Origin of the sequence: Psychrobacter sp. NG254, from assembly GCF_015277735.1 — a bacterium.
Taxonomy (GTDB): Bacteria; Pseudomonadota; Gammaproteobacteria; order Pseudomonadales; family Moraxellaceae; genus Psychrobacter.
On record NZ_JADHDA010000003.1, the window covers coordinates 25,907 to 50,905 of the forward strand.

The window sequence follows — 24,999 nt, forward strand, 5'->3', positions numbered from 1 at the left end:
CTATCCCATTATCCCTGATAACAATCCAAGTGGTAATTTGACGTCTAAAAGTGTGTCAAATAAAACGTATAAGCCAATACTGATTAACACTGAAAAGATAAAGCTTTTTAGAGGATTACCTGCAAACAGTAAACCTACCGCAAAAGACATCAGAATAGTGGCAAGAATAAAGCCCAACACTTCAAAAATAAGACCATAGACCAATAAGGCTAGCGCACAAAGTATCAAGTTTCTAATGATAGGTTTAGTCAGCGCCAAATCAATAGGCTTAGTAAAACTTGCTGGACGAAAAGCGACCACTAGAGCACCAAATGCCAGCAATGAAAAGATTAAAATAGGATAAGGACGAGGGCCAATCGGGTCATAAGCAATAGGGGCAACGTAGCCAATGGCTAAGTATATTAAGAACAAACTAACCAGTGCCATGAGCCCAGAAAATAGACGTTCCATTGTCATAGTATGATTCCTAAAAACTGAAGTTAAAAGGCTGGCAGGTAATGGCCAGCCTTTAAAAAATACAATGAAAATTTAGCATTCAATTATTAAGATTGTTAAGTTTCAATGTGACTATTTGGCTGTAGTGTCAACAAGACCGTATTCAGCAGATAACTCACGTAGCTCACCAGTACGCTTATAGACGTACGCTTGTAGCTCTTCACCAGTCATAGAGAATGGCAGTAATTCTTGCTGCTCACGTATTTCAGCAAATTTTGGATCAGCAAGCATTTTGTCAAATGTTCCTTTCCACCAGTCATAGGCTGCAGGACTCACATCTGGACCCATATAGTATCCGCGAACCACTGGCCAAGTGACATCATAGCCTTGCTCTTTGGCAGTTGGGATATCGGTCATCGTGCCGCCCAGTCTCTCATCTGCAAACACAGCTAGGACGCGTAATTTACCCGCATTGGCTTGCGGCATAATCTCAGCGATACCAGCACTAACAACGGTAATATGGTTACCCATGACCGCTGTAATTGCTTCACCGCCACCTTCCATCGCAACATAGGTCATGTCGTTCGGATTGACACCAACGGCTTTGGCTAAGATCGCGGTTTGCATCCAATCTTGACCACCGACACTACCACCAGCACCAAAACTGATAGATTTTGGATCTGATTTTAATGCAGCGACCAATCCCGCCAAATCTTTGATAGGTGACTCTGCATTGATCGCAATAGCGCCATAGTCAGTACCGACACCCGCCAACCATTTCACGTCTTTCTCAGTGAATTTACCGAATTTACCTTGCGATAAATTGAGGATAGAACCCGTCGAGAACGCGATAATCGCATCATTATTGTCACGATCATTGGCAACGATTTTGTTATAAGCAACCGCGCCAACACCGCCTGGCATATAAGTAACACGCATAGGTTCTGTCAAGAGACCAGTATCTTTTAGGCCAGCTTGAGCAAGCTTACACGTCAAATCAAAGCCGCCACCTGGTTTTGCTGGGGCAATACATTCTGGACGCGAAGGGGCATCATAACTGGCTTCAGATGCAGTCGTTTCGGTTTTGTTACATGCGGCAAGAGTCAGTACAGAAAGGCCAAGAGCCAGATAGGATAATTTTTTCACACGACACTCCTTGTGTGTATTGCTGATTAAAAAATTCAATAGAATTCTGAGTCAGACTAGAATTATGAGATACAAAGTTCAGGCAATCATAATAGAGGTTGCTAAACTTCATAAAAGTAGAGTTTTTAGCGTTTTGCAAAAGTAACAGAATATTATAGAAATAACAAGAAACATATGTATGTATACATGAATTTTATTTTAAGGTACTATCACAACGATTGATGAAAAATCATTTATTGGTTCAATTTTAAGTAAAGAATGACACAGAGAAATCTTCCGAATATAGGAAGATGATGTCGATAAAAGTTAATAAATTCAGTCATTTACATTTATTTATAAACATGAGAGATATGTTATAAATATGCTAGGGTATGTTGTTGCGGATATGGAAAAGTGCTAACTCGGTAGATGAGGTTAGTGAGATGGAACTAAGCGTATTAGAGGGTGATTCAATAGTTATTTAAGACATATAGTTATATGTGTCAGTCGATAGACAGCAGTGTCAAAACTGTCTTTTGGAAGGGATTTGCTTAAGGAGTTTGCTTAAGGGTAGGGCGTGTTCTTATTCTCAACATAAGCTAGCTAAAACAGCAGCTGGATAAGTAAAATGGCTAGTATGCCAATACCAATATCTAAGGGCACTGCTTTGAATAATAGCGCATTGAACAGCTTGTTTTTCTCGATAACCACTTGAGACGCCCCTAACATGAGGCTGCCTCCTGATGAGAAAGGAGAGAGTGATGAGCTTTGCGCCCCCACCACAATACAGGTAAACAATAACAAAGGGCTCAGTCCAGAGGCGACGGCTAGGGGCAGTACCATAGGAAATAAAGTAGGGGCGACCACGCCAAGTGTACTAGCAAAGAGAGACATGATTGCACTGATAACGAAGATTAAAATCGGTATCAGCCAGATAGGAACGTTGGTACTTAGCCATTCTGTTAGCTCATAGATAACACCGATCTCAACGCCGAGGCCGATCAACATACCGACCCCACAGATCATAATGAGCGTATACCAAGGTATTAAAGCGATCACCTTTTTTTCGTCACCCAATTTTAACAATAAGCTGATCAAGGCGAAGAAAATAGCAATAAAACCAATGTCAACTCGAGCGTTCAAAAACTGAATCGCTTCTACGTTAGGCATGAGTAAGTTTGAGATGGGTATAATGAGAACAATGGCCATCATTATAAAAATTAGGATGATAGATTGTTTTTGCTTACTATTGAAAGGCTCTGGTACTATCGTTTGAATCGCAATTTTGCTATTTTTTGCATTGAAAAAGCAATAAATGCTTAAGACGATCACTGGTATTAAAAAGGTCGCAGCGAAGACGCCCAAAACATAAGTAAAGGTATTGTCATTTGCGACGCCTGCCCCGCGCATCAGCTCTCTGAAGATAACACCGCTCTGTGAGGTGATAAAGTTAGCACCAGCCAATGCACCATAGTTCACAGATAAGGTAGCAACGACCAGATTTAAATTAGTGCGTTTAGACAACAGCAGAATCATAGGTGCCATCGTGGCTAAGACCGTGTAATAACCAGCCCCTAATCCAGCAACGATGGTAGCGGCGAAGAAAATAACCAACGGCAATAATTCGGGAAAGTGACGACATCTATAGATTAAATGATTCGATAATTTTTCTAAAGCACCGTTCGCTAGAGGAAAGTTATAAAAGAGAGTCACAGCAAAGATAACAAAGAAGATTTTGAGAGGCCATAGCTCAATAATCTCATGAGTTTTCAGCCCCATACCAAAACAACCGATAAGGTATGAGAAGGCAATGGCAAACAGACCAATATTGATTTTGGTGGTATAGCCCAATATGATACATATGACTATAGCGGCTAGAATATAAAGAGTCATGACTGCCCCTGATCTCAACTGCATGAATTCTATAAAAAACCATAGCAGTTTTTACAGAGTAAAGCGCATTATACTAATAGTGACGAGTGATTTCGTAAACGAGATGCTTGTAGTTTGTCCTACAAGCCCGTCTGGCTCAGTAGAATAATAGCAAAAAAGGCCACGTCAATTAGACAAGATTGTTCATAAATGTCTAATGATTTAATATTAATTTGATATACATTGAAGGTACTTAAAAATGAAGGTGCTTAAAACGTCAGACAGGTTGATTAGGGATAATGTGGTTTTACGTCAATAGCAATATTTGACAAGATGGATGCAGTTAACAAAAACCTTTCTGTAATGGTGAAAAAATGTTGAAAGATTTACAAAGTTTTAAATTGCCACGGTACGAGCAAGTACGCTGGCATATTCTAACGCTACTGACAGAAAGTAAGTGGGATGAAAAAACACCTTTACCAACTGAGCAGGAGTTTGCAGATAAGTATCAAGTATCCGTTGGAACGGTTCGTAAAGCGGTCGAAAAGCTGGTCGACGATGGTGTGTTGACTAAATACCAAGGCCGCGGCACTTTTTTGAAGCGTCCAAATTTTGAGAGCTCATTATTAAGGTTTTTTAAATTTCGTGACAAAGACGCTTGCTATGCGACACCCACAGGGGTGGTCAAAAAGCTGATGGTGATAGAGGGTATTGAAGAGATTAACGAAAAACTAGATATTGGTAAGAATAAACCGCTCATTTATATAGAGCGTGTGCGCCTCATTGAAGGAAAAGTATCACTCAGTGAAAAGATTTGGCTACCTAAGAGTCGCTATCAAGCTTTTATTGATCTAGAGCCTGAAGATTTTGAAAATTTGCTATATCCGTTTTACTACACCAAATGTGGTCAGTTTGTCTCGTCTGCCGTAGAGACGCTATTCTTTATCGCTGACCACGTCGATCCTTATTTGGGCAATACTACGCGAGAAAACCTTGTAAAAGTATGCCGCATCGCTAAGAATCTATCAGGTGACCCTATCGAATACAGAGAGTCGTATGGGCTAGCAGAGAAGTTCAGCTATGAGGCGCATATTATTTAGTGAATGGCTCTTTAACGATTTGGTCGAGTGATAGCAGCATCATTACACTGGATAGCTGAGCTGCTAAGACCGCTTAGACCCTCGACCTTTTGCAGGGCGCTTGCCGTTGGTGGTAGGTTTACCATTGCCTCCAGACTTACCATTACTCCCTGACGGCTTACCACGACCAGCAGGACGTCCATCTCGACCTTTAGAGCCAGCAGGTTTTCTAGCATCATCCTTGGAGTAATTGTTACGGCCTTTGGCAGCACCCGCTGATTTCGACGGTGATTTCTCTTTTGCTGAGGTATCAGTACGAGGTTTTTTTCGTGGTGCATTACGAGACTTTTTACCTGAATGACTGTCTTGCGAAGAAGAGTCTTCTACAGACTTTAGCAAAACAGACAGCTCTTTTGGGGTTAGGTCGCGCCAGTCTCCAACGGGCGTACCCTTGAGACTTACATTCATAATCCGCGTACGCTCAAGTTTGACGACTTCATAGCCGAAATGCTCACACATACGGCGAATTTGACGGTTCAAACCTTGGATAAGCGTGATGTTAAAAACAGTAGGAGCGACCTTAGTCACGGGGCATTTTTTTGTCATCTTGCCAAGCATCGGCACACCGCCTGCCAAACCCTCGATAAAACTGTCCGTTATCGGCTTATTGACCGTGACCAAATACTCTTTTTCGTGGTTATTACCAGCACGTAGTACTTTATTGACCAAATCGCCATTATTGGTCAAAAAGATTAACCCTTGAGAGTCTTTATCCAAACGACCAATCGGGAAAATACGTAGCGAATGTCTCACAAAGTCGACAATGTTGTTTTTCTCGGAGCTTTCTGTGGTGCTCACAATGCCCACTGGCTTATTTAAGACGATAAAAACAAAATCATCGGCCTCTCGTGGCTCAATCAGCTGCCCATTGACTTTTACCGCATCTCCAGCGACCACTTGCGCGCCTACTTGAGCACGCTTGCCATTGATGTATACATTACCTTGTTCAATAAAGCGATCCGCGTCTCGTCTGGAGCAGATACCACTTTCGCTGATGTATTTATTTAAACGAGTCGTGGAAGCGTTAAACATAAAGCACCGTTTACCTGATAAAAAGCTTTTTTTTCAAAAAGCCTAAATTGAATGGATTATCAACAACGAAATGGCTCATATTATATAGGAAGTTCAAGGACTCTTTGAGGAGAGATCCGCAAAAACCTACAAACATACCCAGCGTTGTATCAACCAGAATGGCGTCGAAATCACTTCTTTATGATGTCAAAGGGTCAAAAAGCTTAGGGCGTATTCTAAAACGTAGAAGGCGTACTGCCGTTGGTCTACAATCATAGCGCCGATGCTCGCGCTTAGGTTCTGTAAAGTACTTTGACCACATGCCAGCCGAATTTGGTTTTCACCAAATGCGGGGTGTAGAGTTCACTGTTGAAGCAGACTTTATCAAATGCCGGTACCATGTCGCCTTTTTGAAATTCGCCTAAGCTGCCACCTTTCTTACCTGATGGACAGTTTGAGTGTTTTTTGGCCAGCACATCGAACTTAGCGCCTTTTTTAAGCTTGACGATAATGTCTTCAGCCACTTCTTTGTGTTTTACTAAAATATGTAATGCGTTAGCGGTACGAGCCATGATGTAAACCTGTCATAAAATATCGATTATCGGGGTATTATATCATTACTTGCCTTGGTTGCTCACCTCACTTGTAGGCGTGGCTTCATCAGCAGTCATTATCGTAGTGGCGCACACACTTAGAACAGCTGACAAGCGTCAAAAATATCAGATAAAAATGGGCAGCGTCGTTTTCTGTATGACTTTTCTCACGGATAAATGGGTATGTATGTCTTTGACGCTGGTCAGCTTATGTAATTTACGAGTGAACTCTTCATAACCATTGAGATCTGGGCTTACCACTTCCAATAAATAATCGTAAGGGCCCGAAACAACATGTCCATTGATGACCTCATCCATCTCGGATAACGCTTGTTCAAAGGCGGTAATCGATCCTTCTTGATGGTTGCTCAGACTGACTTCCACAAAAAAACTCATCGCAATGCCCGCTTTGGTTTTGTTTACGTTCGCTTGGTAGCCCTCTATATAACCTTCATCTTCTAAACGCTTCAAGCGTCTGGCACACGGCGAGGGTGACAACCCCACACGCTCGGATAACTCAGCTGTTGATAAGCGTCCTTCTTGTTGAAGCACTTCCAAAATATGACGGTCGATTTTATCCATACATTACCTTTGTGGTGTTTTCAGCTGAATATCTTGCTTTATTTGGCATTATCCACCAAATTATCATAAATTTGCAATAAAAAAATAGAGATAAAAGCGCAATTTTTGCTTGATAATTAGGCTTTATATACAAGCATAAGCCATCCATATGAATACCATCTCTCAGCCCTCATCACGCAAAAATCCCTTGTTTACCCTGTCTCCACTGATGAAAGGCTATGCGGCGATGATGGTTGTGATATTGATTTGGTCAGGCTTTGCATTGACTGTGAGGGCAGTTGGGGCATCGTCGTTAAGCATGGCAGATGTCATGCTCATCCGATTTAGCGTGCCACTACTGTTATTGACGCCTTGGGTATTCTCTAGTTTGAAAGAAATCAAAAGTATGAGAGGGGCTGATGTCATTTTTATTTTATTTGGCGGTGCTCCCTTTCTGTTGCTCGCCACTTTTGGCGCGAGCACTGCTCCTGCCGCTTACGTCGGTACTATTTTGACAGGAACGCCCGTATTCTTTGCTGCACTCTTATCCTTTGTTTTTTATCGCCAGCGAATCTCACTAAAGAAATTTTTGGCATTCATGATTATTTTCTTTGGCATAGCCACGATGATGGTGGGGAACGCAGGGCCAACACCTAGTAGTCTGCTACAGGGGATGGCTTTTTTACTGATTGCGAGTTTGGTGTGGGCAGGTTACACCTTAGGCCTAAAAAGTACGAGTTTGAGTCCAGTTGCTGTTGCTATCGTCCTGTCTTACACCGCATTTTTTATGACATTAGTGATGATTTTATCGGGTCTTTTAGAGACCAATCTCGGGGCTATCTCTTTTGACGATGCGCTACCTTTCATCTTAATACAGGGCGTTGGCGTTGGTATCGTCTCAACCATTGGGTTTTCTTATGCGGTCAACAAACTCGGTTCCATTCGCACCTTGCTGCTTGGCTCCTTATCTCCTGGATTAACCGCGTTACTCGCAGCATTGATACTCAATGAGTCCTTATCAATCGCAATGATGTGCGGCATTGTGTTAAGCACAGTTGGCGTCATTTTATCCAATCGAGCGCAATAAACTAAGATCTTTCCTCATTGTAAAGATAAAGATAAAAGCAAGGTCAAACTACCAACCCTTACGCTATGCTTACTATAGATTTCTCAACTGCTCAATCAACCAACGATGTATTCCACTATCTCTGGTACGTGGATGCCATGCCGCGATGACTTTGAAAGTAGGTGGCAATGCTTCAACCTCAAGCTCTTTAACCTTACTGTTCGGCAATAACCGCGAAGGATAAAACGCAATCATGTCAGTCGTGTGCAAAATATCTGGTACAGCCGAAAAGCTAGGCACCGACATCACAATATTGCGTTTTAGACCTTTTTCTGCAAACCATTGATCATGAGAGCCACGTAAATTGGCACGCGAGGGTGACACGACGAGCTGCGCGTGTACAGCCACTTGCGCCAGCGTTAATGGCTCTGTGGCAAAGGTATTTTCACAACCCGTCACGCATAAATGTTGCTCTTCAAACAGAGTGATATACGATAAGTTATCTGGGATAAATTCAGGAAAGGTAATCAACAAATCAAGCTCACCTGCTGCTATCAGCTGATTGATATTGTCCGAGGCAAAATCACGGACGATCAGCTTCAAATCTGGCGCGTCGCGTCGCGTAATATTAAACAATTGCGGTAATAATGCCTGCGTTGCATAGTCAGTCGCACTAATCGTAAAGATGCCCTTGTAGGTTTGCGGCATAAAGACTTCTGGCTCTAACAAATCTTCCAACTGCTTTAATATATGGTCAATAGGTTGCTGCATCGATAGCGCTTTTGGTGTTGCCACCATGCTATTGCCTTGACGAATAAACAAACGATCATCAAACACCTCACGTAACTTACGCAGCTGCTCACTGATGGCTTGTTGGGTCAGCCCCATTTTACGTGCAACTTGCGAGAGGTTCTTTAGATCAAGTAACGCCTGTAATACTCTAAGTTGCTTGATATCGAGCCGATTCATACCATTCATAATTTCATACCATTCATAATTGTATCTTAAACAAGAAACGGTTGTTTCTAATTGTACCTTCAAAACGCTATGCTGACCATATTGCTTACCTAATCATTAGATTGGTTAAGCATCAAAACAGGCTCAATACCTTTAATAATAAGCCGTCAGCTGCTTTAAAAGAGACATCTATGACACAAGCCATTCTAAATACAAATACATTATTTTCCTCTGTAGCACTTGGGCCTTATACGCTCAAAAACCGTATCGTGATGCCACCGTTGACACGCTCTCGTAGTACGCAACCTGACAATATTCCTAATGACTTAATGGCAGAATACTATGCACAGCGCGCGTCAGCAGGCTTTATGGTGACTGAAGGTACGCAGATTGAACCAAGAGGCCAAGGTTATGCGTGGACACCGGGTATCCATTCACCAGCCCAAGTTGAAGGCTGGAAAAAAGTCACGCAAGCAGTACATGACAAAGGCGGTATTATTTTTGCTCAGCTGTGGCACGTGGGCCGTGTGTCGCACACCAGCTTGCAGCCTAACGGTGCTCAGCCGGTAGGGCCGTCTGATATTACTGCTGATAACGTAAAAGTATTTATTGAAACAGGTCCAGGCGAAGGTGCTTTGGCTGATCCAAGCGCGCCGCATGCACTCAGTACCGATGAAGTTGGTGAGCTGGTAAATATGTATGCGGCCGCTGCACGCAATGCGCTAGAAGCAGGGTTTGATGGGGTAGAGCTGCATTGTGCCAATGGCTATTTGGTCAATCAGTTTATCTCTGAGCATACCAATCACCGTGATGACCAATATGGTGGGTCGTTGACCAATCGTCTGCGCTTCTTAAAAGAAATCGTCGCTGCTGTCAGTGATGTGGTCGGTGCTGATCATTTGGGCGTACGTTTTGCGCCATTATTTGCCAGTACCACCGAGACACGTGTGTATTTAGGCTTGGTAGAGTCAGACCCTCATCATACGTATGTCGAAGCAGTCAAATTGCTGGAACAAGCGGGCATTGCTTACTTGTCTATTGCTGAGGCCGATTGGGACAATGCGCCTGATTTGCCAGACACTTTTTATCAAGCAGTCAGAGAAGAATTTTCAGGTCGTATTATTTATGCTGGCAAGTATACGGTACAAAAAGCTGTGAACATTTTAGAAAAAGGCTACGGTGATTTATTCGCGTTTGGTCGCCCATTTATTGCCAATCCAGATTTGCCAGAGCGCATCGCCAATAACTGGCCATTGAATGAGGCAGACCCTGCCACTATGTATGGTGGTACTGATGTGGGCTACAGTGATTATCCTTACTATCGTTAATCCTCTATAACAGAGGGACAGCGTTAACCTCGCTTGAGGTATCACCTATACAACTGCGCTCGGTTGCCTTGACCCTCTTTTAAACTGAATCAACGATATCAGGAAGAGCGCAGCAGCTGAGCAGTAAATGAGATAAGGCCGTTAATATTAATGGCCTTATTTTTGTTTATGAAATTGGGACTGGTTGGATATTCATACGTAGTCAATCATCAAGCCGCGATTGTTGCTTTTGTCGCGTATAGATTTTTTATCAATAGGTAGTAGGCAATGAATCAGAATACTAAAGACAGACTTATACGTATATTGGTAGGGTATGTCGGACTTTATCCAACGCTCCTAATCGTATTGACGTTGTTGAAGCCTGTGACTCAAGGCTTAAGCCTACCAGTAGTGGTATTAATTGAAGCTATCATACTTGTGCCCTTGACACAGCTGGTATCATTCCCACTAGCAGGCAAGCTGATTGATATGCTGAGAAAAGACAAGTAAAGTAACCTATGCTGTCAAATCCGTAGAAACCCTATGAGCATCTTTAATTAGATCGTAACTATCAGATAAAGAAGCCACTATAGGCCTCTTCAAATATTCAGGAATTCACGATGAAAAATATTTTGATTATTGGGTTGGTCGCTACTGTCCTAGCAGGCTGTAGCTCATTTGAGCGCGACACTATGTCTGTGACGCAAGTAAAGCCCGTGACTAAAGTAAAAAGCGCTGCTGCGACAGTGGGACAGATAGAAAACGTGATCGGTTTGCCTATTCGCCCAGGTAACGTCATGGCTACTAGCGATGGTCGGGTGTTTTCTACCGTGCATCCGAACGACGGTGAACAGGGCGTGCAGTTATTTGAAGTGACTGGCGCCAACAGTTATCAGCCTTGGCCTTCAAGTAAATTTCAATCACCTAAAGGCCAATATAGTGAAGCGACCATTGACACACCTCTAGGTATCACCAAAGACAATCAAGGTGGATTATGGATTGTCGATATGGGTCAGCATATCGGTAAAACTCGCGTTTGGGGCTTTGATATTAAAACCGGTGCATTGATTGGCAAAATTGACATACCCACAGATATCGCACCAAAAGATAGCTTTGTACAAGACTTAGTGGTCGATAGAAAAAATGGATGGATTTATCTAGCCGATATTCCCAATCCAGCCATTATTGCTATTGATATGAACACCAATGAAATACGTCGTTTTGGCAATCACGTCGCTTTACAACCTGAAGCTGACGCAAAAATGGTGATCAATGGTGTGGATATCATGCTAGGGGGTCAGCCGACAAACAATGGTATCAATCCGATCACGATGTCAGCTGATAACAATACGATTTATTTTGGCGCGATGAATGGTAAATCTTGGTATAGCTTAGACGCTACCTTATTTAGAGCGAAAGCCAGTGATGAGCAGATTGGTAAGAGCATTATCCGTGTTGGTGACAAGCCCGTATCTGATGGTGCTACTACAGACAGTCATGGAAACCACTATTTTACCAACCTAAACGATAATGGCGTAGATGTGCTTGATAATAAAGGGCAGCTAACCTCGTTGGTACGAGACAGTCGATTTGATTGGCCTGACAACGTGTCTTTAGATACCAATGGCTGGTTATATGTTGCGGTAAATCAATTACATAAAACACCGCCGTTCACTGGCACTATCGATCAAGGCCAGCCACCTTACCATATCTACAGAGTGTGGGTAGGGAAGCACTAGGGCATGTCCTCAATTTAATCGGTATTCATCTAAATGGGTTAAAAATGGTTAAATCTTGCCAAACGGCGTCAAATAGCTGACTAATATCTCGATATTATCTGCGCTATTTTCCTTGTTTGACTGCAATTTATCTCATTTTTATCACCATTTTTAAAATGAGGACACGCCCTAATTTGAGTATCCGTTATCTTTTAACTTTACAACCTGGTTTTAATAGATAAGTATCATTAAAAATGGTCACCGTTGCTGTGGTCAGCATCACTTTTTCCAGCAACTCAGAGCTGATTTAAGAACTATGACTACGAGTTGATACAGGCGGATATTTTCTACTACTGCCTATATATTACAGACAAAAAAAGCCCCAGTCATCAGATTGGGGCTTTCTACATTTGGGTAATAGACTAAGCGCGACTGACACCGTAGCGGTTTAGCAGTTCGCTGACTATATATTACAAACTCGAAAGCAGAACACTTGTTTCGCTATTTAGAATGCCGTCAATCTCTCTGACTTGACGCAGCACTTCATCAAACTCTCTCAAACTTGTCGTGTGTATCTCTGCGACCAAATCCCACGCCCCATTAGTCGTATGTAGCTTAATCAGTTGCGGGATACCCCGCAGTTTCCTGATTACTTGTGACGTAGATTTTCCGGTCACTTCAATCATCATCATCGCTTTGACGGTTTCTTTATCTAGTGCTTCATGGACTCGAATCGTAAATCCTAAAATAGCGCCATTATGAATCAGTCTATCCAATCTGTTTTGGACAGTGGCACGAGAAACTTTGAGTTTTTTAGCAAGGTTTGAGATGGTTGCTCGACCATCTTGTCGAAGCTCAGATATCAGTTCGCTATCTAAAGAGTCGTAAGTGTAATACGCCATAAAAACGCTTCCTTCAGTGAGTTTTGATATTATGCTAAGTAGCACTTAACAATATGACAAAAATACGCCCATATTTAATAACTTATTGACATTTTAACTGACAATTATAATTGGTAGCATATTAATTGTCGGTTCAACAAACAATATTCATGAAAAGGAACAGCATTAATGTCTAAGTTTATCGTATCACCCAAGGAAGGCGTGCCATTCGTTAGTGTACAAGCGATGGCTAAAATGATTCATGATTATGGCGTTGAGCAATGCATTACAGATCTAGTGGATGCTTTAGAGCAAGATTATCTTCGTTGGGATCAATTTGAAAAATCTTCTCGCTTTGCATCGCACTCAAAAGACGGGGTCATCGAGTTGATGCCAGTCAGCGATGGAGAGATGTTTGCCTGCAAATATGTCAATGGTCATCCAATTAATACCAAACGAAACTTGCAGACCGTAGCGGCGATGGGTATCTTGTCTGACGTCGAAACTGGGTATCCTATTTTGCTGACAGAGATGTGTATCCTGACGGCATTACGTACGGCTGCCACATCAGCTATGTTGGCCAAACATTGTGCGCCAAAAGGTGTTACAAAACTTGCGCTAATAGGAAACGGCGCTCAGTCTGAATTTCAAGCATTAGGCATGAAAGCCATCATGGGTATCTCAGAAGTTCGTTTGTATGATATTGATCCAGCGGCCTCGCAAAAAACGGCTGACAACCTTGCAGACTCAGGTTTGAACATCATTGTTTGTCGCACGTTAGAAGAAGCGGTTTTGGGTGCAGAGATCATTACTACCTGTACGGCTGATAAAACCAATGCCACTATTTTACGAGACGATATAATCACCAAAGGTGTTTATATCAATGCGATAGGCGGTGACTGTCCTGGTAAAACAGAGCTGGATAGCAATATATTAATGCGAGCAGATCATGTGATTGTAGAGTTTGAGCCTCAGACACGGGTTGAGGGTGAGATTCAAAATCTATCAAGCGACTTTCCTGTTACTGAATTTCATCGCATCCTCAAAGGTGAAGTGCAAGCCCGAACGTCAGCTGATGATCTAATCGTATTTGATGGCGTTGGTTTTGCCTCAGAAGACTTTACGGCGTTGGTCTTCTTACGCGACTTAATCAGAGAGCAGGGAGGGTATGAGATTTTAGATCTAATCCCGCAACAAGCTGACCCTAAAAACTTATATTCGGTAGTGAAAGGCCAAAGCAAAAATCATAGCCTAATGACGAATGAAGCTGAATCTGTGGCTATGTCGTAAGTGATTAATGCAACAGTAATTAATACTACAAAACGATAAGTGCTTCTAAAAGTACGTCTAATTTTGTATAAGGTTTAAAACCAAAATTATTTTTTAAATTTTTTCTATATTTAGTATGGCTCTTGAACAGTTATGGATATGTTTATTTTTCAAATGTACCTGCTGATTTTCAAGAGCTTTCATATATAAAATGAATTTAATTGAAATGATGTAAAAATTATTTTATTTAATAGAGATAAAATCATGACTGATATGATGAAAAATATAAGAATAGTAGAAGTTTATTCAGATATCGCAGGCTATAAAAAAGGCGCCTCTCTAGGCATTGATGCATTAAAAGCGTCATCAAAAGAGCTTAATGCAGATTATTTTGAAAAATTGCAATTCGACAGTATTGAGGATGATAGCAACAGTGAAGGGGAATCACAATTTGCGCATGCAAAATATGCTGATGTGATTGAACCGATTATCTCTAAGTTAGCACATAAAATAAAAGATATAAGAAATGAGAATAAATTCCCAATTGTCTTAGCTGGAGATCATTCTAGCTGCGCAGGAACAATGCATGGCCTAAAAATGGCGCATCCTGATGCTGAAATTGGTGTGGTCTATATAGACGCACACGCTGATTTTCATTCACCATACACCAGTGGATCAGGGAACATGCATGGCATGCCTTTGGCGATGGCTTGTGCCATTGACAATCTAGAATGCCAGCGCAATGAGCTTTCTGAAAAAGAAAAAGAGTATTGGGAAAAGTTGAAATTTATGGCATCTGATGAACCCTCAATCAAGCCAGAAAATGTGGTTTTTTGCGCGGTTAGAGACTATCAAGAAGAAGAGATGGATTTAATTAGAAGACATAAAATCCCTTTATATAGCGTTGCTGAGATAACTCAAAAAGGCATCAGTTCTACAGTAGAGGAGATCTTTAAGAAGCTAGAATATTGCGATCATATCTATGTCTCGTTTGATGTTGATAGTGTTGACCCTTTGTACGTGCCAGGAACCGGTACGCCTGCAATGAATGGACTGTCATACGAACAAGCCATGCAACTTAACATAGAGTTAATCAAAAATAAGAAAGTATGCTGCTGGGAAATGGCAGAAATTAATCCTTTATATAACAATTCAAAAGATGACTCAACCAGAATATTTAAAATCTTAGAAAAAGTTACACAGTCTCTTTTAAAGAATTACTAATATTAAATATTTAAAATAATTTAAAGCATCTAGCCTAAATATATTTATTGCAAATATTTATTTAGGCTAGTTAAAAAATGGACTGCGAGTAACAATAATATGGACATTATTAAATCTAGTTCTTCAAGTCAAGATGTTAGCAATATCAGTATCAGACAGTTTTTAAAATTCTTTATACCTTCTATAATCGGTCTGTTGCTTTTCGTATTTCCAATTCCCTATGTAGATGGTAAGTTTGTATCATATGCAGAAGGATTTACCATTCCTATCTCTGTGCTAAAGGATTATATACAGGGTTATATGGGCAGCCTTTTGCCACTGTTTGTTGTAATCTCTATTATGATTACACTGTGCTGTACGCTATATACTAAGGTCATGAAGCCTTCAGTGATTCTAAACAATGCATTTTTAAACAACTTACTGAACGTCACAACCCCTTGGCTTATTATTAGAATGCTTGGTGCGTTTTTCGTTGTCGTTACCTATTTTAAATTTGGGTTTGAGGCAATATATTCAGATAGTATCGGTGGATTGATATTATATGAGTTAATGCCAATACTTTTTATCGTGTTTTTCTTAGCTGGATTATTGCTACCACTACTGCTTGATTTTGGCTTATTAGAGTTCTTTGGTGTTTTATTAAGTAAAGTAATGAGACCTTTATTTGGTTTGCCCGGTAGGTCCTCTGTAGATTGTCTAACCTCATGGTTGGGTGATGGCACTATTGGCGTGTTATTAACTGATAAACAATTGGAAGGCGGATTTTATACCAAAAAAGAAGCAGCCGTTATTGCTACCAGCTTTTCAGCAGTTTCGATTACATTCTGTTTGGTTGTCATCTCTCAGGTTAAGCTAGAAACCTACTTTCTCAATATGATTGGGGTGGTTGCTTTATGCGGTATTGTTTGTGCCTTAATCGTACCAAGGTTATTTCCTTTATCTAAAATTGACGATACGTATGTAGTAGAAAATAGTGATAGAGATCACGAAACCATTCCTGAAGGAAAAACATTATTTACCCACAGCTTACATAAAGCCGTTCAAAAAGCAGAAAAGAGTCCAAGCTTTTCTACCTTCTTAAATGATGGGTTAAAAAATATTTTAGATATGTGGATCGGGATATTGCCTGTCGTTATGGCAATTGGGACGATGGGTTTAATCGTTGCAGAAGAAACCCCTGTATTTGATTATTTAGGCATGCCGTTTATCCCATTCTTAGAGTTATTGAATATACCTTTTGCAGCAGAAATGTCAAAAACCATTATGGTAGGTTTTGCCGATATGTTTTTGCCTGCGATTATCGGCTCTTCAATAGAATCAGAGTTAACTCGGTTTGTCATCGCTTGCTTGTCAGTCTCTCAATTGATCTATATGTCGGAAGTAGGCGGATTGATTCTAGGCACAAAAATTCCAGTGAGCTTTTTTCAGTTATTGATAATCTTTCTATTAAGAACCATTATCTCATTACCGATTATTGCATTATGTGCGCACATGATTTTTTAATAATATTAAATTGCAATTTTTGCTTCGCAAGAGAATTTTCTGAAAGCCTGATACACCACGTTTGAACAAAAAATCAGCAGCAAAAAACCACCTTGATAGGTGGTTTTTTTACTATTCATAGAAGCAAATAGTGTCAATACTGGTGATAATCAATCCCATATAAAGCGGGTACGGTGTCAGACTTGCTCAGTCTACAATTCGTAGCACTTTTGCTCATCTTCCTTGTAGCCAAATTACATTGTACCGACTATAGATAGGTAATCTTAAGACAGATCATATTTTAGACCTAAACGCATTACGTGCATTAGTATCTAAGGAATACTTTACAATTAAGTTTATGTCATAGACTATTTACTAACAAATGTTATAGCCTTAGTACTGCCGTCTTTACTGGATTGTCTGATAGTAATTTTGCTCGCTAAGATATCGCCTTGAGCATTTATCTTGTAGCATTCAGTTGTGGGGCCATCAGGATCATCGCTGAGTAATAGGTTTTCAGAGCTTTCTATGCAAAACCATGCGGTGTCATTACTCTCTTGTTTTAAGGACCATGTCTGTGTATACGTTTTTAAATGTTTACGCTTACTGCTATCAGTATACACCTGCTCAGTTAGATAGGTGCTTGAGTCATTGATGTTGGCTATTTTTGGGATAGGTTTGGTTTGGGTTGCAATTGAATATTCGTCTACATCACCAGTAAAACCATGAAATACCAGTGGATCCAAAGTAAAGTAATTGATACCAACTGATTTATCCACCACTTGATTATTGATTATCGTGGTCGCAACGGCCTCAGCACCTTGTACCTGTTTATTATTAAACTTTATAACGCCCTTTGGTGTTATTTGGGTATCAACGACGAATAATTGATCATCAATCAGCGTATATAATCGATCACTATAGGCTCTGGTATAGATATTGAGCAACGCAGTCTCAACAGGATACTGAGTCACTATCTTGTTTGAGTTGGTATTAATCGTCATGCCACCACTTATGCCACTAGCACAAGCGCTTAATAACAATCCTGCTGCAACACAAACTCCCAGTGTTTTCATGGTTTAATCCCTTAGTTTGCTTAATCAGATATTACTGACATTTACTATAGTCCAGTTTTTGAGAAATAGCATCTCATGCCTTGTTGTTATCTCAATTCTGTGATTAACAGCATAGATCATACAATCAGACTGTCTACTAGAAGTTGAATACTAGTGTCTAACGCGCTAGTAGCGAATTTCTTATTTTTCAAATTATGATTACACACTGCTTCAATTTGCGTAGAAAAATCAGAATAGTGCTGAGTGACCGCCCAAATATGGAAAATTAAATGGATGGCAGAAACGGACTTAAGCTTGTTGTCTGCAATCCAGCCATCAATCACGGCTACTTTTTCTCGAACTAAGGACTTCAAAGGTCCTTTTAATAAGGTCATTAAATGAGGCGCCCCTTGAATAATCTCTAATGCGTATAGTCTTGACGCTGCAGGCGACTTTTTTGACGTTTTATATTTTTCTTCGATGTAAGTTATAAGAGCCTCTCTTGGATCTTGGTTGGCATTCATCTCGTTTAAAGGTGACAACCACTCACTCAGCACCGTTTCCAAAACCGCAATATAAAGCGTCTCTTTACTGTCGAAGTAGTAAAATATATTTGATTTAGATATATCAGCCTCTTCAGCAATTTTCTCCATTCGCGCCCCATTCAATCCCTCTTGGGAAAATACGATTAACGCCGCCTTAATGATGTGCTTTTTCTTTTTTAATACCTTTGAACTCGTTTCCATCTCTTTCTTTAGCACATCTTCTCTCACTATGTTGTCCCTCACTATAAAGTCATATAAATCTATTAAGTGACAGTTGATTCAATTTAAAAAAGGGTCAAAGCACCCAAGCACATAAGCCACTAATTAACCCAAACGGATATGCTAATGGCGTCGATAGCGTTTAACACTGTGTCAATTCATGAGCTCTCTGACTGTAGCAATATAGCGTCAGAGAACTCAGAAACCTAGTGTCATTCAAGCTCAGTAATCTAGTGCCAATCTAGTATCAGTTAGTCTTCTTTTTATCACTCGCTTAGCGCCATTCTCATCTAGATGGCCGTCAAAATACACATTTTAAGTGTTTCTACATTTGTGCACCATTTTACAACATTCTGCACTATTTTATAACATCCGCACTATTTTCATGCATATTTTTAAACCATATGGTCTAAAAATTTTTTTATACAAAAACGATAAGTATTTGATAAATAACACTTAATTAATTTGGCATAAATTATGCTACGTAAAAAACATGAAATAATCTTTATTTCTTTTACAGCTCTTTCTTCCTCAAACGTATAGGTGAAATTATGGAAATAGGTATTTTTTGTCCGATTGGCAACAACGGCTGGTTAATTTCAAAAAACGCGCCGCAGTACAAGCCAACATTTGAGCTTAATAAGCAAATTGTGCAACGTGCTGAACACTATGGTTTTGATTTTGCGCTCTCGATGATTAAGCTACGCGGCTTTGGCGGGGAGACGGAGTTTTGGGATTATAACCTTGAAAGCTTTACCTTAATGGCGGGATTGGCTGCGGTCACGTCCAAAATAAAAATCTATGCCACATCGGCGACGTTGGTCATGCCACCGGCAATCGTAGCAAGAATGGCATCGACGCTTGATAGTATCTCAAACGGACGGTTTGGATTGAATGTCGTGACTGGCTGGCAAGAAGCAGAATATGGACAAATGGGCATGTGGCCAGGCGACGATTATTTTGGTAAGCGCTATGACTACCTATCTGAATATGTCCAAATTTTGAGAGATCTGTGGGCGACAGGCCAATCTGATTTGAAGGGGGAGTTCTTCCAGATGGATGACTGTCAAGTGAAGCCCATTCCAAAAGGGGATATGAAAATTATCTGTGCGGGTCAATCAGATACAGGGTTAGCGTTTTCTGCAAAGCATGCTGATTACAACTTTGTCTTTGGTAAAGGTCTAAACACACCTACCGCTTATGCCGGTATCAATGACCGATTAAAGGTACACACGGATAAGACGGGCCGCAATGTTCCGACCTATGTGCTCTTTATGGTCATTGCAGATGAGACCGATGAAAAAGCCCAAGCAAAATGGCAGTCGTACAATGACGGTGCGGATTTTGAAGCCATTGATTGGTTGCAGTCACAAGGTGGCAAGGACAAAACATCAGGCAAGGACACCAATATTCGTCATATGGCCTCGAGCGTTTCACCCGTCAATATCAATATGGGGACGTTGGTTGGCTCCTTTGAAAACGTCGCCAGCATGTTAGATGAAGTCGGTGAGATACAAGGTACTGATGGCGTCTTACTTACTTTTGATGACTTCGTGCAAGGTGTTGAGGATTTTGGTAGCAGAATTCAACCCCTGATGAAGAGCCGTATCAATGTCGATACCCCAATTGCCAGCCAAGCTATCAGCGAAGCCTAATAAAAGGAGCGGATATGAATTCGGTTAATACAATTTGTGCAGACTTTACCAAGGAATCTTCTCCTGTTTTAGAGTCGTTGCCTGAACCTATCAAGTTAGATCCCTCCCAGACGGCATTGATCGTAGTAGATATGCAAAACGCTTATGCCAGTCAGGGCGGTTATCTGGATTTGGCTGGGTTCGATGTCACAGCGACCAAACCCGTCATCGATAAAATAAAGCAAGCCGTGGATATTGCACACCAAGCCGGTATACAAGTCATCTACTTCAGAAATGGCTGGGACAACAAGTATGTCGAAGCTGGTGGTAGTGGCTCGCCTAATTATCACAAGTCAAATGCCTTAAAAACCATGCGTAAGAATCCTGAAATTGAGGGAACGCTGTTGGCGAAAGGGGGCTGGGATTACGAGTTGGTCGACGAGCTTAGCCCTGCGCCTCAAGACATCGTTATAGATAAACCCCGATATAGCGGCTTTGCGAACACCAATTTTGATAGTGTATTGCGGTCACGAGGCATACGTAACTTATTACTCACTGGTATAGCGACTAACGTTTGTGTTGAATCTACGCTTCGAGATGGATTTTTCCTTGAGTATTTTGGCGTGTTATTAGATGACGCTTGTTATCAGGCAGGACCAGTAGAGGCTCATGAGGCCACACTATATAACGTAAAAACCTTTTTTGGTTGGGTGTCTGATGTTGCAAGCATGCAGCAGTGTTTTACAGATAGCTAATGTTTTGAATAGCTAGCTAAGAAACCAAAACCTAAACCAAGCGCTTCATACTTAACCTAACCACACTAGGAATGTAGATATGTCTAAACAAGTGATTATACCTGAAGGTACTAGCAAGCCATTAGCCCCTTATGTACCTGCTACTAAGGCCGACAATATTGTTTATGTCTCCGGCACTTTACCCTTTGATGAAAACAACGATGTCGTACACGTGGGTGATGCAGCCGCTCAAACTCGTCATGTGTTAACGACGATCAAAAACGTGATTCAAATCGCTGGCGGCGATATGGATGATGTGACGTTTAACTCAATCTTTGTAAAAGATTGGGCAGATTATGATGCAGTCAATCAAGTCTATGCAGAGTTTTTTCCCAATGAAAAGCCAGCAAGATTTTGTATCCAATGCGGGTTGGTAAAACCAGACGCTTTAGTTGAAATCGCGTCCATAGCGCACATTGGATAAAGACCTGTTTAAAAATGACTGCAGTTAGTGAATTTAAAGTTACCTGACATGGAACCCCTAGCATTGGACTGTAGTAGGGCGCTTTAGTTAACTACACGTGTGGCGGAATATTGTTTAAAAGGAAATGACAGATGAATACAGTAATTAAAGAAAGCCAAGTAACGCAATCCTCATTAATGAAACATAAATCTAAAGAATCATTCACCTCTACGGCAGCAAACTTAACTGACATGCAGCAATCTTTTAGAGATGCGATGAGTAATTTGGCTGCCGCCGTCAACATTATCACCACTGAGGGTCCAGCAGGGCGGGCAGGATTTACCGCCTCTGCTGTGTGTAGTGTCACTGACTCACCACCAACCCTATTGGTGTGTTTAAACAGAAGCGCTTCTGTATACCATTTTTTTAAAGAAAACATGGTGCTATGCGTCAATACACTTGCTCTTGAACATAAAGATTTAAGCGGTGTGTTCGGGGGTAAAAAATCTCTGGAAGAAAGGTTCGAACAAGGCAGTTGGTCTACGCTGTCGACAGGATCGCCTGTACTAGAAGATGCCAGTATCTCTTTTGATTGCAAGATCAAACTCATTAGCTCGGTGGGAACTCACGATATTCTTATTTGTGAAGTATTGGATATCAAACACAAGCCTGATTGCGAAAGTCTCATCTATTTCAATCGAGACTATCATCAATTAAGTAAGTGCACGAACTAAGTAACATCCCTCTACTTTTTAAGGATATTGAAAATGGATAAATGGTTTGTTAAATGGCGTCCCTATACTGGAAACCTAGAAACGACGCCGGTAGGTATCAATGAGTATCTACCAATGGGTAAAAGTGTGGTGTTAGGCGCACAGCACTCATTCGCAATGTTCGGTGCGACAATCTTAGCTCCCTTACTGATGGGCTTTGATCCTAGCTTAACCATGCTTATTACTGGTATAGGTACGATACTTTTCTTTCTCATTACTGGCGGTCACGTACCAAGCTATTTAGGCTCTAGCTTTGCATTTATCGGGGCGGTAGCAGCAGTAACAGGCTATAGCGGCACTGGTATTAATCCAAATATTGGCATTGCGCTTGGGGGCACACTGGTCTGCGGGGTCTTATACGCATTGATGGGTCTGCTGGTGATGAAGACAGGTGCAGGATGGATTGAGAATTTGATGCCACCTGTGGTCACTGGATCCATTGTGATGATTATCGGGTTGAACCTAGCGCCTGTCACCATACAAAGCGTCATCGGCAGTAGCTTTGATTCTTGGATGGCGTTGGTCACCGTGTTGTGTATCTGTTCGGTCGCCGTATTTACCAGAGGGATGGTCAGACGCTTGCTACTGTTAATAGGACTGGTCGCTGCCTATTTTATTTATTTCCTATTAACGAATGTGATGGGCATGGGCAAACCTATCGATTTTAGTCCAATTGCGAATGCTGCTTGGTTCGGTCTGCCAACACTGTATTCTCCTGTCTTTGAGACCAGTGCCATATTAGTCATCGCACCCGTATTTATCATCTTGATCGCTGAAAACCTTGGGCATTTCAAAGCAGTAGAGGCCATGACTGGCAAAAGCATCTCACCTTATATGGGTAGAGCGTTCTTTGCTGACGGCCTTTGTACCACGCTTTCGGCTTCGGTAGGCGGCACTGGTATGACGACTTATGCAGAAAACATCGGCGTCATGGCAGCGACCAAAATTTACTCTACAGTTGTCTTTGTCATAGCAGGTGTCTTCGCCATTCTATTGGGCTTATCCCCTAAGTTTGGCACCTTGATCAGTACCATTCCTGTAGCCATTTTGACAGGTGCTTCAATCGTTGTCTTTGGTTTAATCACGATTGCTGGCGCGCGTATTTGGATGAATGCAAAAATTGATTTTAGCAAGAATGGCAATATGTTGGTAGCCGCCGTTCCAGTCATCCTAGGCACTGGCAACTATTCACTAAACATTGCGGGCTTCGATTTGGGTGGTATCGGTACCGCTACTTTTTTAGCCATTCTTATGAACCTCGCTTTCAATTTTAAAAACAAACAAAAAGAGATGAGCGTGACCACTGAGAGAGAAATCGCTACATCAGAACCGCTCTTGAAGCTCAATCCATAAAATTAAACCCTATTTGATATTACCTTAAGGAATCGTGTCATGACTGCAGAACTACGCAACGTACAACAATTGATAAACGGCGAATTTACTGAATCGACTACTACAGAATGGATTGATATCACCAATCCAGCCACTCAAGAAGTTATCGCCAAGGTACCACAATCAACACCTGAGGAGATTGATCAAGCCATCAAAATGGCCGCTGAGGCTTTTAAGAGCTGGCGTATCACACCCATCAGCAAACGAGCCCGTGTTTTTCTAAAGTATCAACAACTGATACGTGAACATATGGATGAGCTGGCGGCGCTATTGACTGAAGAACAAGGCAAAACGCTGGCAGATGCTAGAGGCGATGTGTTTAGAGGTCTTGAGGTCGTAGAACACGCATCAGGTATCGGCAACTTGCAACAAGGGGGCTACATTGAAAACGTCGCCAGTAGTGTGGATATGTATACCGTTCAGCAGCCAATAGGTGTCTGTGCAGGTATTACTCCCTTTAATTTCCCTGCCATGATACCGCTATGGATGTTTCCAATGGCCATCGCCACAGGCAACACGTTCATCTTAAAACCCTCTGAACAAAACCCAATCGTTACCATGAGATTGGTCGAGTTGGCGCTTGAGGCAGGTATACCAAAAGGGGTATTAAATGTGGTTCATGGTGGTAAAGATACGGTGGATGCGCTGTGCGATCACCCTGACATAAAAGCGATATCTTTCGTTGGTTCAACAGCAGTGGGTAAGCATGTCTATGATCGTGCAGGTCAGGCTGGCAAACGTGTGCAATGTATGATGGGTGCGAAAAACCATGCTGTTATCATGCCTGATGCCAATAAAGAACAAAGTCTGAATCAATTAGCAGGCGCAGCATTTGGTGCAGCGGGTCAGCGATGCATGGCACTGTCTGTCGTGGTATTGGTTGGGGAATCTAAACAGTGGGTTGATGAGATTGTAGAAAAATCAGCACAGCTAGTCGTTGCCGCTGGCAAGGATGACAAAGACTTAGGTCCTCTAATATCTAAGCAAGCCAAAGCCCGTGTCGAGCGCTTAATTCAAGCCGGCATAGACGAAGGGGCACATCTCAGACTAGATGGTCGCGGTTGTCAGGTGGCAGGTTATGAAAACGGCAACTTTGTTGGCCCAACTATTTTGGACAATGTAACAACGGATATGAGCTGCTATACCGAAGAGATCTTTGGTCCTGTCTTGTGCATTATGTATGCCGACACGCTTGAGGAAGCCATTGAGATTATCAATACCAATCCGAATGGCAATGGCACTGCCATTTTTACCCAGTCTGGCGCCCATGCACATAAGTTCCAACAAGATATCGATGTTGGACAAGTTGGTATTAATTTACCAATTCCAGTACCGCTACCGATGTTTTCGTTTACAGGGTCTAGAGCGAGTAAGCTCGGTGACTTAGGTCCTTATGGTAAGCAAGCGGTGCAGTTTTATACACAGACTAAAACGGTGATATCACGCTGGTTTGATGAGGATGCGAGTGAAGGCGTAAATACTACTATTTCTATGAAGTAGCTATACGGCAGTATCAAACGTAGGACGTTATGTAGAGCGTGTGA

At 41.6% G+C, this 24,999-nt stretch carries 24 protein-coding genes; 14 read left to right on the plus strand and 10 right to left on the minus strand.

The genetic code is table 11. The annotated features are described in order from the left end of the window. The 3 genes from IP510_RS05460 to IP510_RS05470 all read right to left on the minus strand — a co-directional run bounded on the left by IP510_RS05460 (position 1) and on the right by IP510_RS05470 (position 3,477). The gene (locus IP510_RS05460) at positions 1-456 is read right to left on the minus strand and encodes a tripartite tricarboxylate transporter TctB family protein (protein WP_194363784.1); all 456 of its coding nucleotides are present in this window, start codon (positions 454-456) and stop codon (positions 1-3) included. A gap of 111 nt (positions 457-567) precedes the next feature. Continuing rightward, positions 568-1,581 carry a Bug family tripartite tricarboxylate transporter substrate binding protein gene (locus IP510_RS05465; protein WP_194363785.1) on the minus strand — a complete coding sequence of 338 codons (1,014 nt, stop codon included), beginning with the start codon at positions 1,579-1,581 and terminating at the stop codon, positions 568-570. A gap of 582 nt (positions 1,582-2,163) precedes the next feature. Next, positions 2,164-3,477 carry an SLC13 family permease gene (locus IP510_RS05470; protein WP_413786465.1) on the minus strand — a complete coding sequence of 438 codons (1,314 nt, stop codon included), beginning with the start codon at positions 3,475-3,477 and terminating at the stop codon, positions 2,164-2,166. 329 nt (positions 3,478-3,806) lie between these two features. Between IP510_RS05470 and IP510_RS05475 the strand changes: the two genes are divergently transcribed. After that, positions 3,807-4,532: a GntR family transcriptional regulator gene (locus tag IP510_RS05475; protein WP_194363787.1), complete on the plus strand. Its 726-nt coding sequence runs from the start codon at positions 3,807-3,809 to the stop codon at positions 4,530-4,532. Positions 4,533-4,595: 63 nt separating this feature from the next. On the opposite strand, the gene rluF is transcribed toward IP510_RS05475, so the two are convergent. From rluF to IP510_RS05490, 3 genes are all read right to left on the minus strand, one after another. Continuing rightward, positions 4,596-5,603, minus strand: a complete 1,008-nt coding sequence (rluF, locus tag IP510_RS05480) for a 23S rRNA pseudouridine(2604) synthase RluF (RefSeq protein WP_194363788.1) — start codon at positions 5,601-5,603, stop codon at positions 4,596-4,598. A gap of 272 nt (positions 5,604-5,875) precedes the next feature. Then, entirely contained in the window at positions 5,876-6,154 is a 279-nt protein-coding gene (locus tag IP510_RS05485; RefSeq protein WP_194363789.1) for a peptidylprolyl isomerase, read from the minus strand. A 147-nt stretch (positions 6,155-6,301) separates the two neighbouring features. After that, positions 6,302-6,757, minus strand: a complete 456-nt coding sequence (locus IP510_RS05490) for an Lrp/AsnC family transcriptional regulator (protein WP_194363790.1) — start codon at positions 6,755-6,757, stop codon at positions 6,302-6,304. A gap of 148 nt (positions 6,758-6,905) precedes the next feature. On the opposite strand from IP510_RS05490, the gene IP510_RS05495 reads away from it, so the two are divergent. Continuing rightward, positions 6,906-7,823 (plus strand): DMT family transporter, encoded by a 918-nt coding sequence (locus tag IP510_RS05495; RefSeq protein ID WP_227669524.1) that lies wholly within the window; start codon positions 6,906-6,908, stop codon positions 7,821-7,823. A gap of 72 nt (positions 7,824-7,895) precedes the next feature. On the opposite strand, the gene IP510_RS05500 is transcribed toward IP510_RS05495, so the two are convergent. Next, on the minus strand, positions 7,896-8,780 hold the full coding sequence (locus tag IP510_RS05500; RefSeq protein WP_194363791.1) for a LysR family transcriptional regulator: 885 nt from the start codon (positions 8,778-8,780) through the stop codon (positions 7,896-7,898). A 170-nt stretch (positions 8,781-8,950) separates the two neighbouring features. Between IP510_RS05500 and IP510_RS05505 the strand changes: the two genes are divergently transcribed. The 3 genes from IP510_RS05505 (at position 8,951) to IP510_RS05515 (ending at position 11,805) form a co-directional block, all read left to right on the plus strand. Then, entirely contained in the window at positions 8,951-10,087 is a 1,137-nt protein-coding gene (locus IP510_RS05505) for an alkene reductase (RefSeq protein ID WP_194363792.1), read from the plus strand. Positions 10,088-10,354: 267 nt separating this feature from the next. After that, on the plus strand, positions 10,355-10,576 hold the full coding sequence (locus IP510_RS05510; RefSeq protein ID WP_194363793.1) for a hypothetical protein: 222 nt from the start codon (positions 10,355-10,357) through the stop codon (positions 10,574-10,576). Positions 10,577-10,686: 110 nt separating this feature from the next. Further along, the gene (locus tag IP510_RS05515) at positions 10,687-11,805 is read left to right on the plus strand and encodes an L-dopachrome tautomerase-related protein (RefSeq protein WP_194363794.1); all 1,119 of its coding nucleotides are present in this window, start codon (positions 10,687-10,689) and stop codon (positions 11,803-11,805) included. A 449-nt stretch (positions 11,806-12,254) separates the two neighbouring features. On the opposite strand, the gene IP510_RS05520 is transcribed toward IP510_RS05515, so the two are convergent. Continuing rightward, complete coding sequence (locus IP510_RS05520) at positions 12,255-12,686, minus strand: Lrp/AsnC family transcriptional regulator (RefSeq protein ID WP_011514116.1); 432 nt, start codon at positions 12,684-12,686, stop codon at positions 12,255-12,257. A gap of 168 nt (positions 12,687-12,854) precedes the next feature. On the opposite strand from IP510_RS05520, the gene IP510_RS05525 reads away from it, so the two are divergent. The 3 genes from IP510_RS05525 to IP510_RS05535 all read left to right on the plus strand — a co-directional run bounded on the left by IP510_RS05525 (position 12,855) and on the right by IP510_RS05535 (position 16,661). Further along, positions 12,855-13,955, plus strand: a complete 1,101-nt coding sequence (locus IP510_RS05525; RefSeq protein ID WP_194363795.1) for an ornithine cyclodeaminase — start codon at positions 12,855-12,857, stop codon at positions 13,953-13,955. Positions 13,956-14,198: 243 nt separating this feature from the next. After that, positions 14,199-15,158, plus strand: a complete 960-nt coding sequence (locus tag IP510_RS05530; RefSeq protein WP_010199096.1) for an arginase — start codon at positions 14,199-14,201, stop codon at positions 15,156-15,158. Between the two features lie 99 nt (positions 15,159-15,257). Next, on the plus strand, positions 15,258-16,661 hold the full coding sequence (locus IP510_RS05535; RefSeq protein ID WP_227669525.1) for a YjiH family protein: 1,404 nt from the start codon (positions 15,258-15,260) through the stop codon (positions 16,659-16,661). A gap of 347 nt (positions 16,662-17,008) precedes the next feature. On the opposite strand, the gene IP510_RS05540 is transcribed toward IP510_RS05535, so the two are convergent. Both IP510_RS05540 and IP510_RS05545 read right to left on the minus strand, forming a co-directional pair. Next, positions 17,009-17,716, minus strand: coding sequence for a hypothetical protein (locus IP510_RS05540; RefSeq protein WP_194363796.1), 708 nt, complete (start codon positions 17,714-17,716; stop codon positions 17,009-17,011). Between the two features lie 116 nt (positions 17,717-17,832). After that, on the minus strand, positions 17,833-18,468 hold the full coding sequence (locus IP510_RS05545; RefSeq protein ID WP_320154177.1) for a TetR family transcriptional regulator C-terminal domain-containing protein: 636 nt from the start codon (positions 18,466-18,468) through the stop codon (positions 17,833-17,835). Between the two features lie 542 nt (positions 18,469-19,010). On the opposite strand from IP510_RS05545, the gene rutA reads away from it, so the two are divergent. From rutA to IP510_RS05575, 6 genes are all read left to right on the plus strand, one after another. Continuing rightward, complete coding sequence (gene rutA / locus IP510_RS05550; protein ID WP_194363797.1) at positions 19,011-20,114, plus strand: pyrimidine utilization protein A; 1,104 nt, start codon at positions 19,011-19,013, stop codon at positions 20,112-20,114. Positions 20,115-20,128: 14 nt separating this feature from the next. Continuing rightward, positions 20,129-20,848 (plus strand): pyrimidine utilization protein B, encoded by a 720-nt coding sequence (gene rutB, locus IP510_RS05555; protein WP_194363798.1) that lies wholly within the window; start codon positions 20,129-20,131, stop codon positions 20,846-20,848. A 79-nt stretch (positions 20,849-20,927) separates the two neighbouring features. Next, positions 20,928-21,311, plus strand: a complete 384-nt coding sequence (gene rutC, locus IP510_RS05560) for a pyrimidine utilization protein C (RefSeq protein WP_194363799.1) — start codon at positions 20,928-20,930, stop codon at positions 21,309-21,311. A 131-nt stretch (positions 21,312-21,442) separates the two neighbouring features. Further along, on the plus strand, positions 21,443-22,024 hold the full coding sequence (gene rutF, locus IP510_RS05565) for an NADH-dependent FMN reductase RutF (RefSeq protein WP_194363800.1): 582 nt from the start codon (positions 21,443-21,445) through the stop codon (positions 22,022-22,024). Between the two features lie 33 nt (positions 22,025-22,057). Further along, entirely contained in the window at positions 22,058-23,416 is a 1,359-nt protein-coding gene (locus tag IP510_RS05570) for a solute carrier family 23 protein (RefSeq protein WP_194363801.1), read from the plus strand. Positions 23,417-23,455: 39 nt separating this feature from the next. Continuing rightward, positions 23,456-24,955 carry a CoA-acylating methylmalonate-semialdehyde dehydrogenase gene (locus IP510_RS05575; protein WP_194363802.1) on the plus strand — a complete coding sequence of 500 codons (1,500 nt, stop codon included), beginning with the start codon at positions 23,456-23,458 and terminating at the stop codon, positions 24,953-24,955. Positions 24,956-24,999 lie beyond the last annotated feature (44 nt).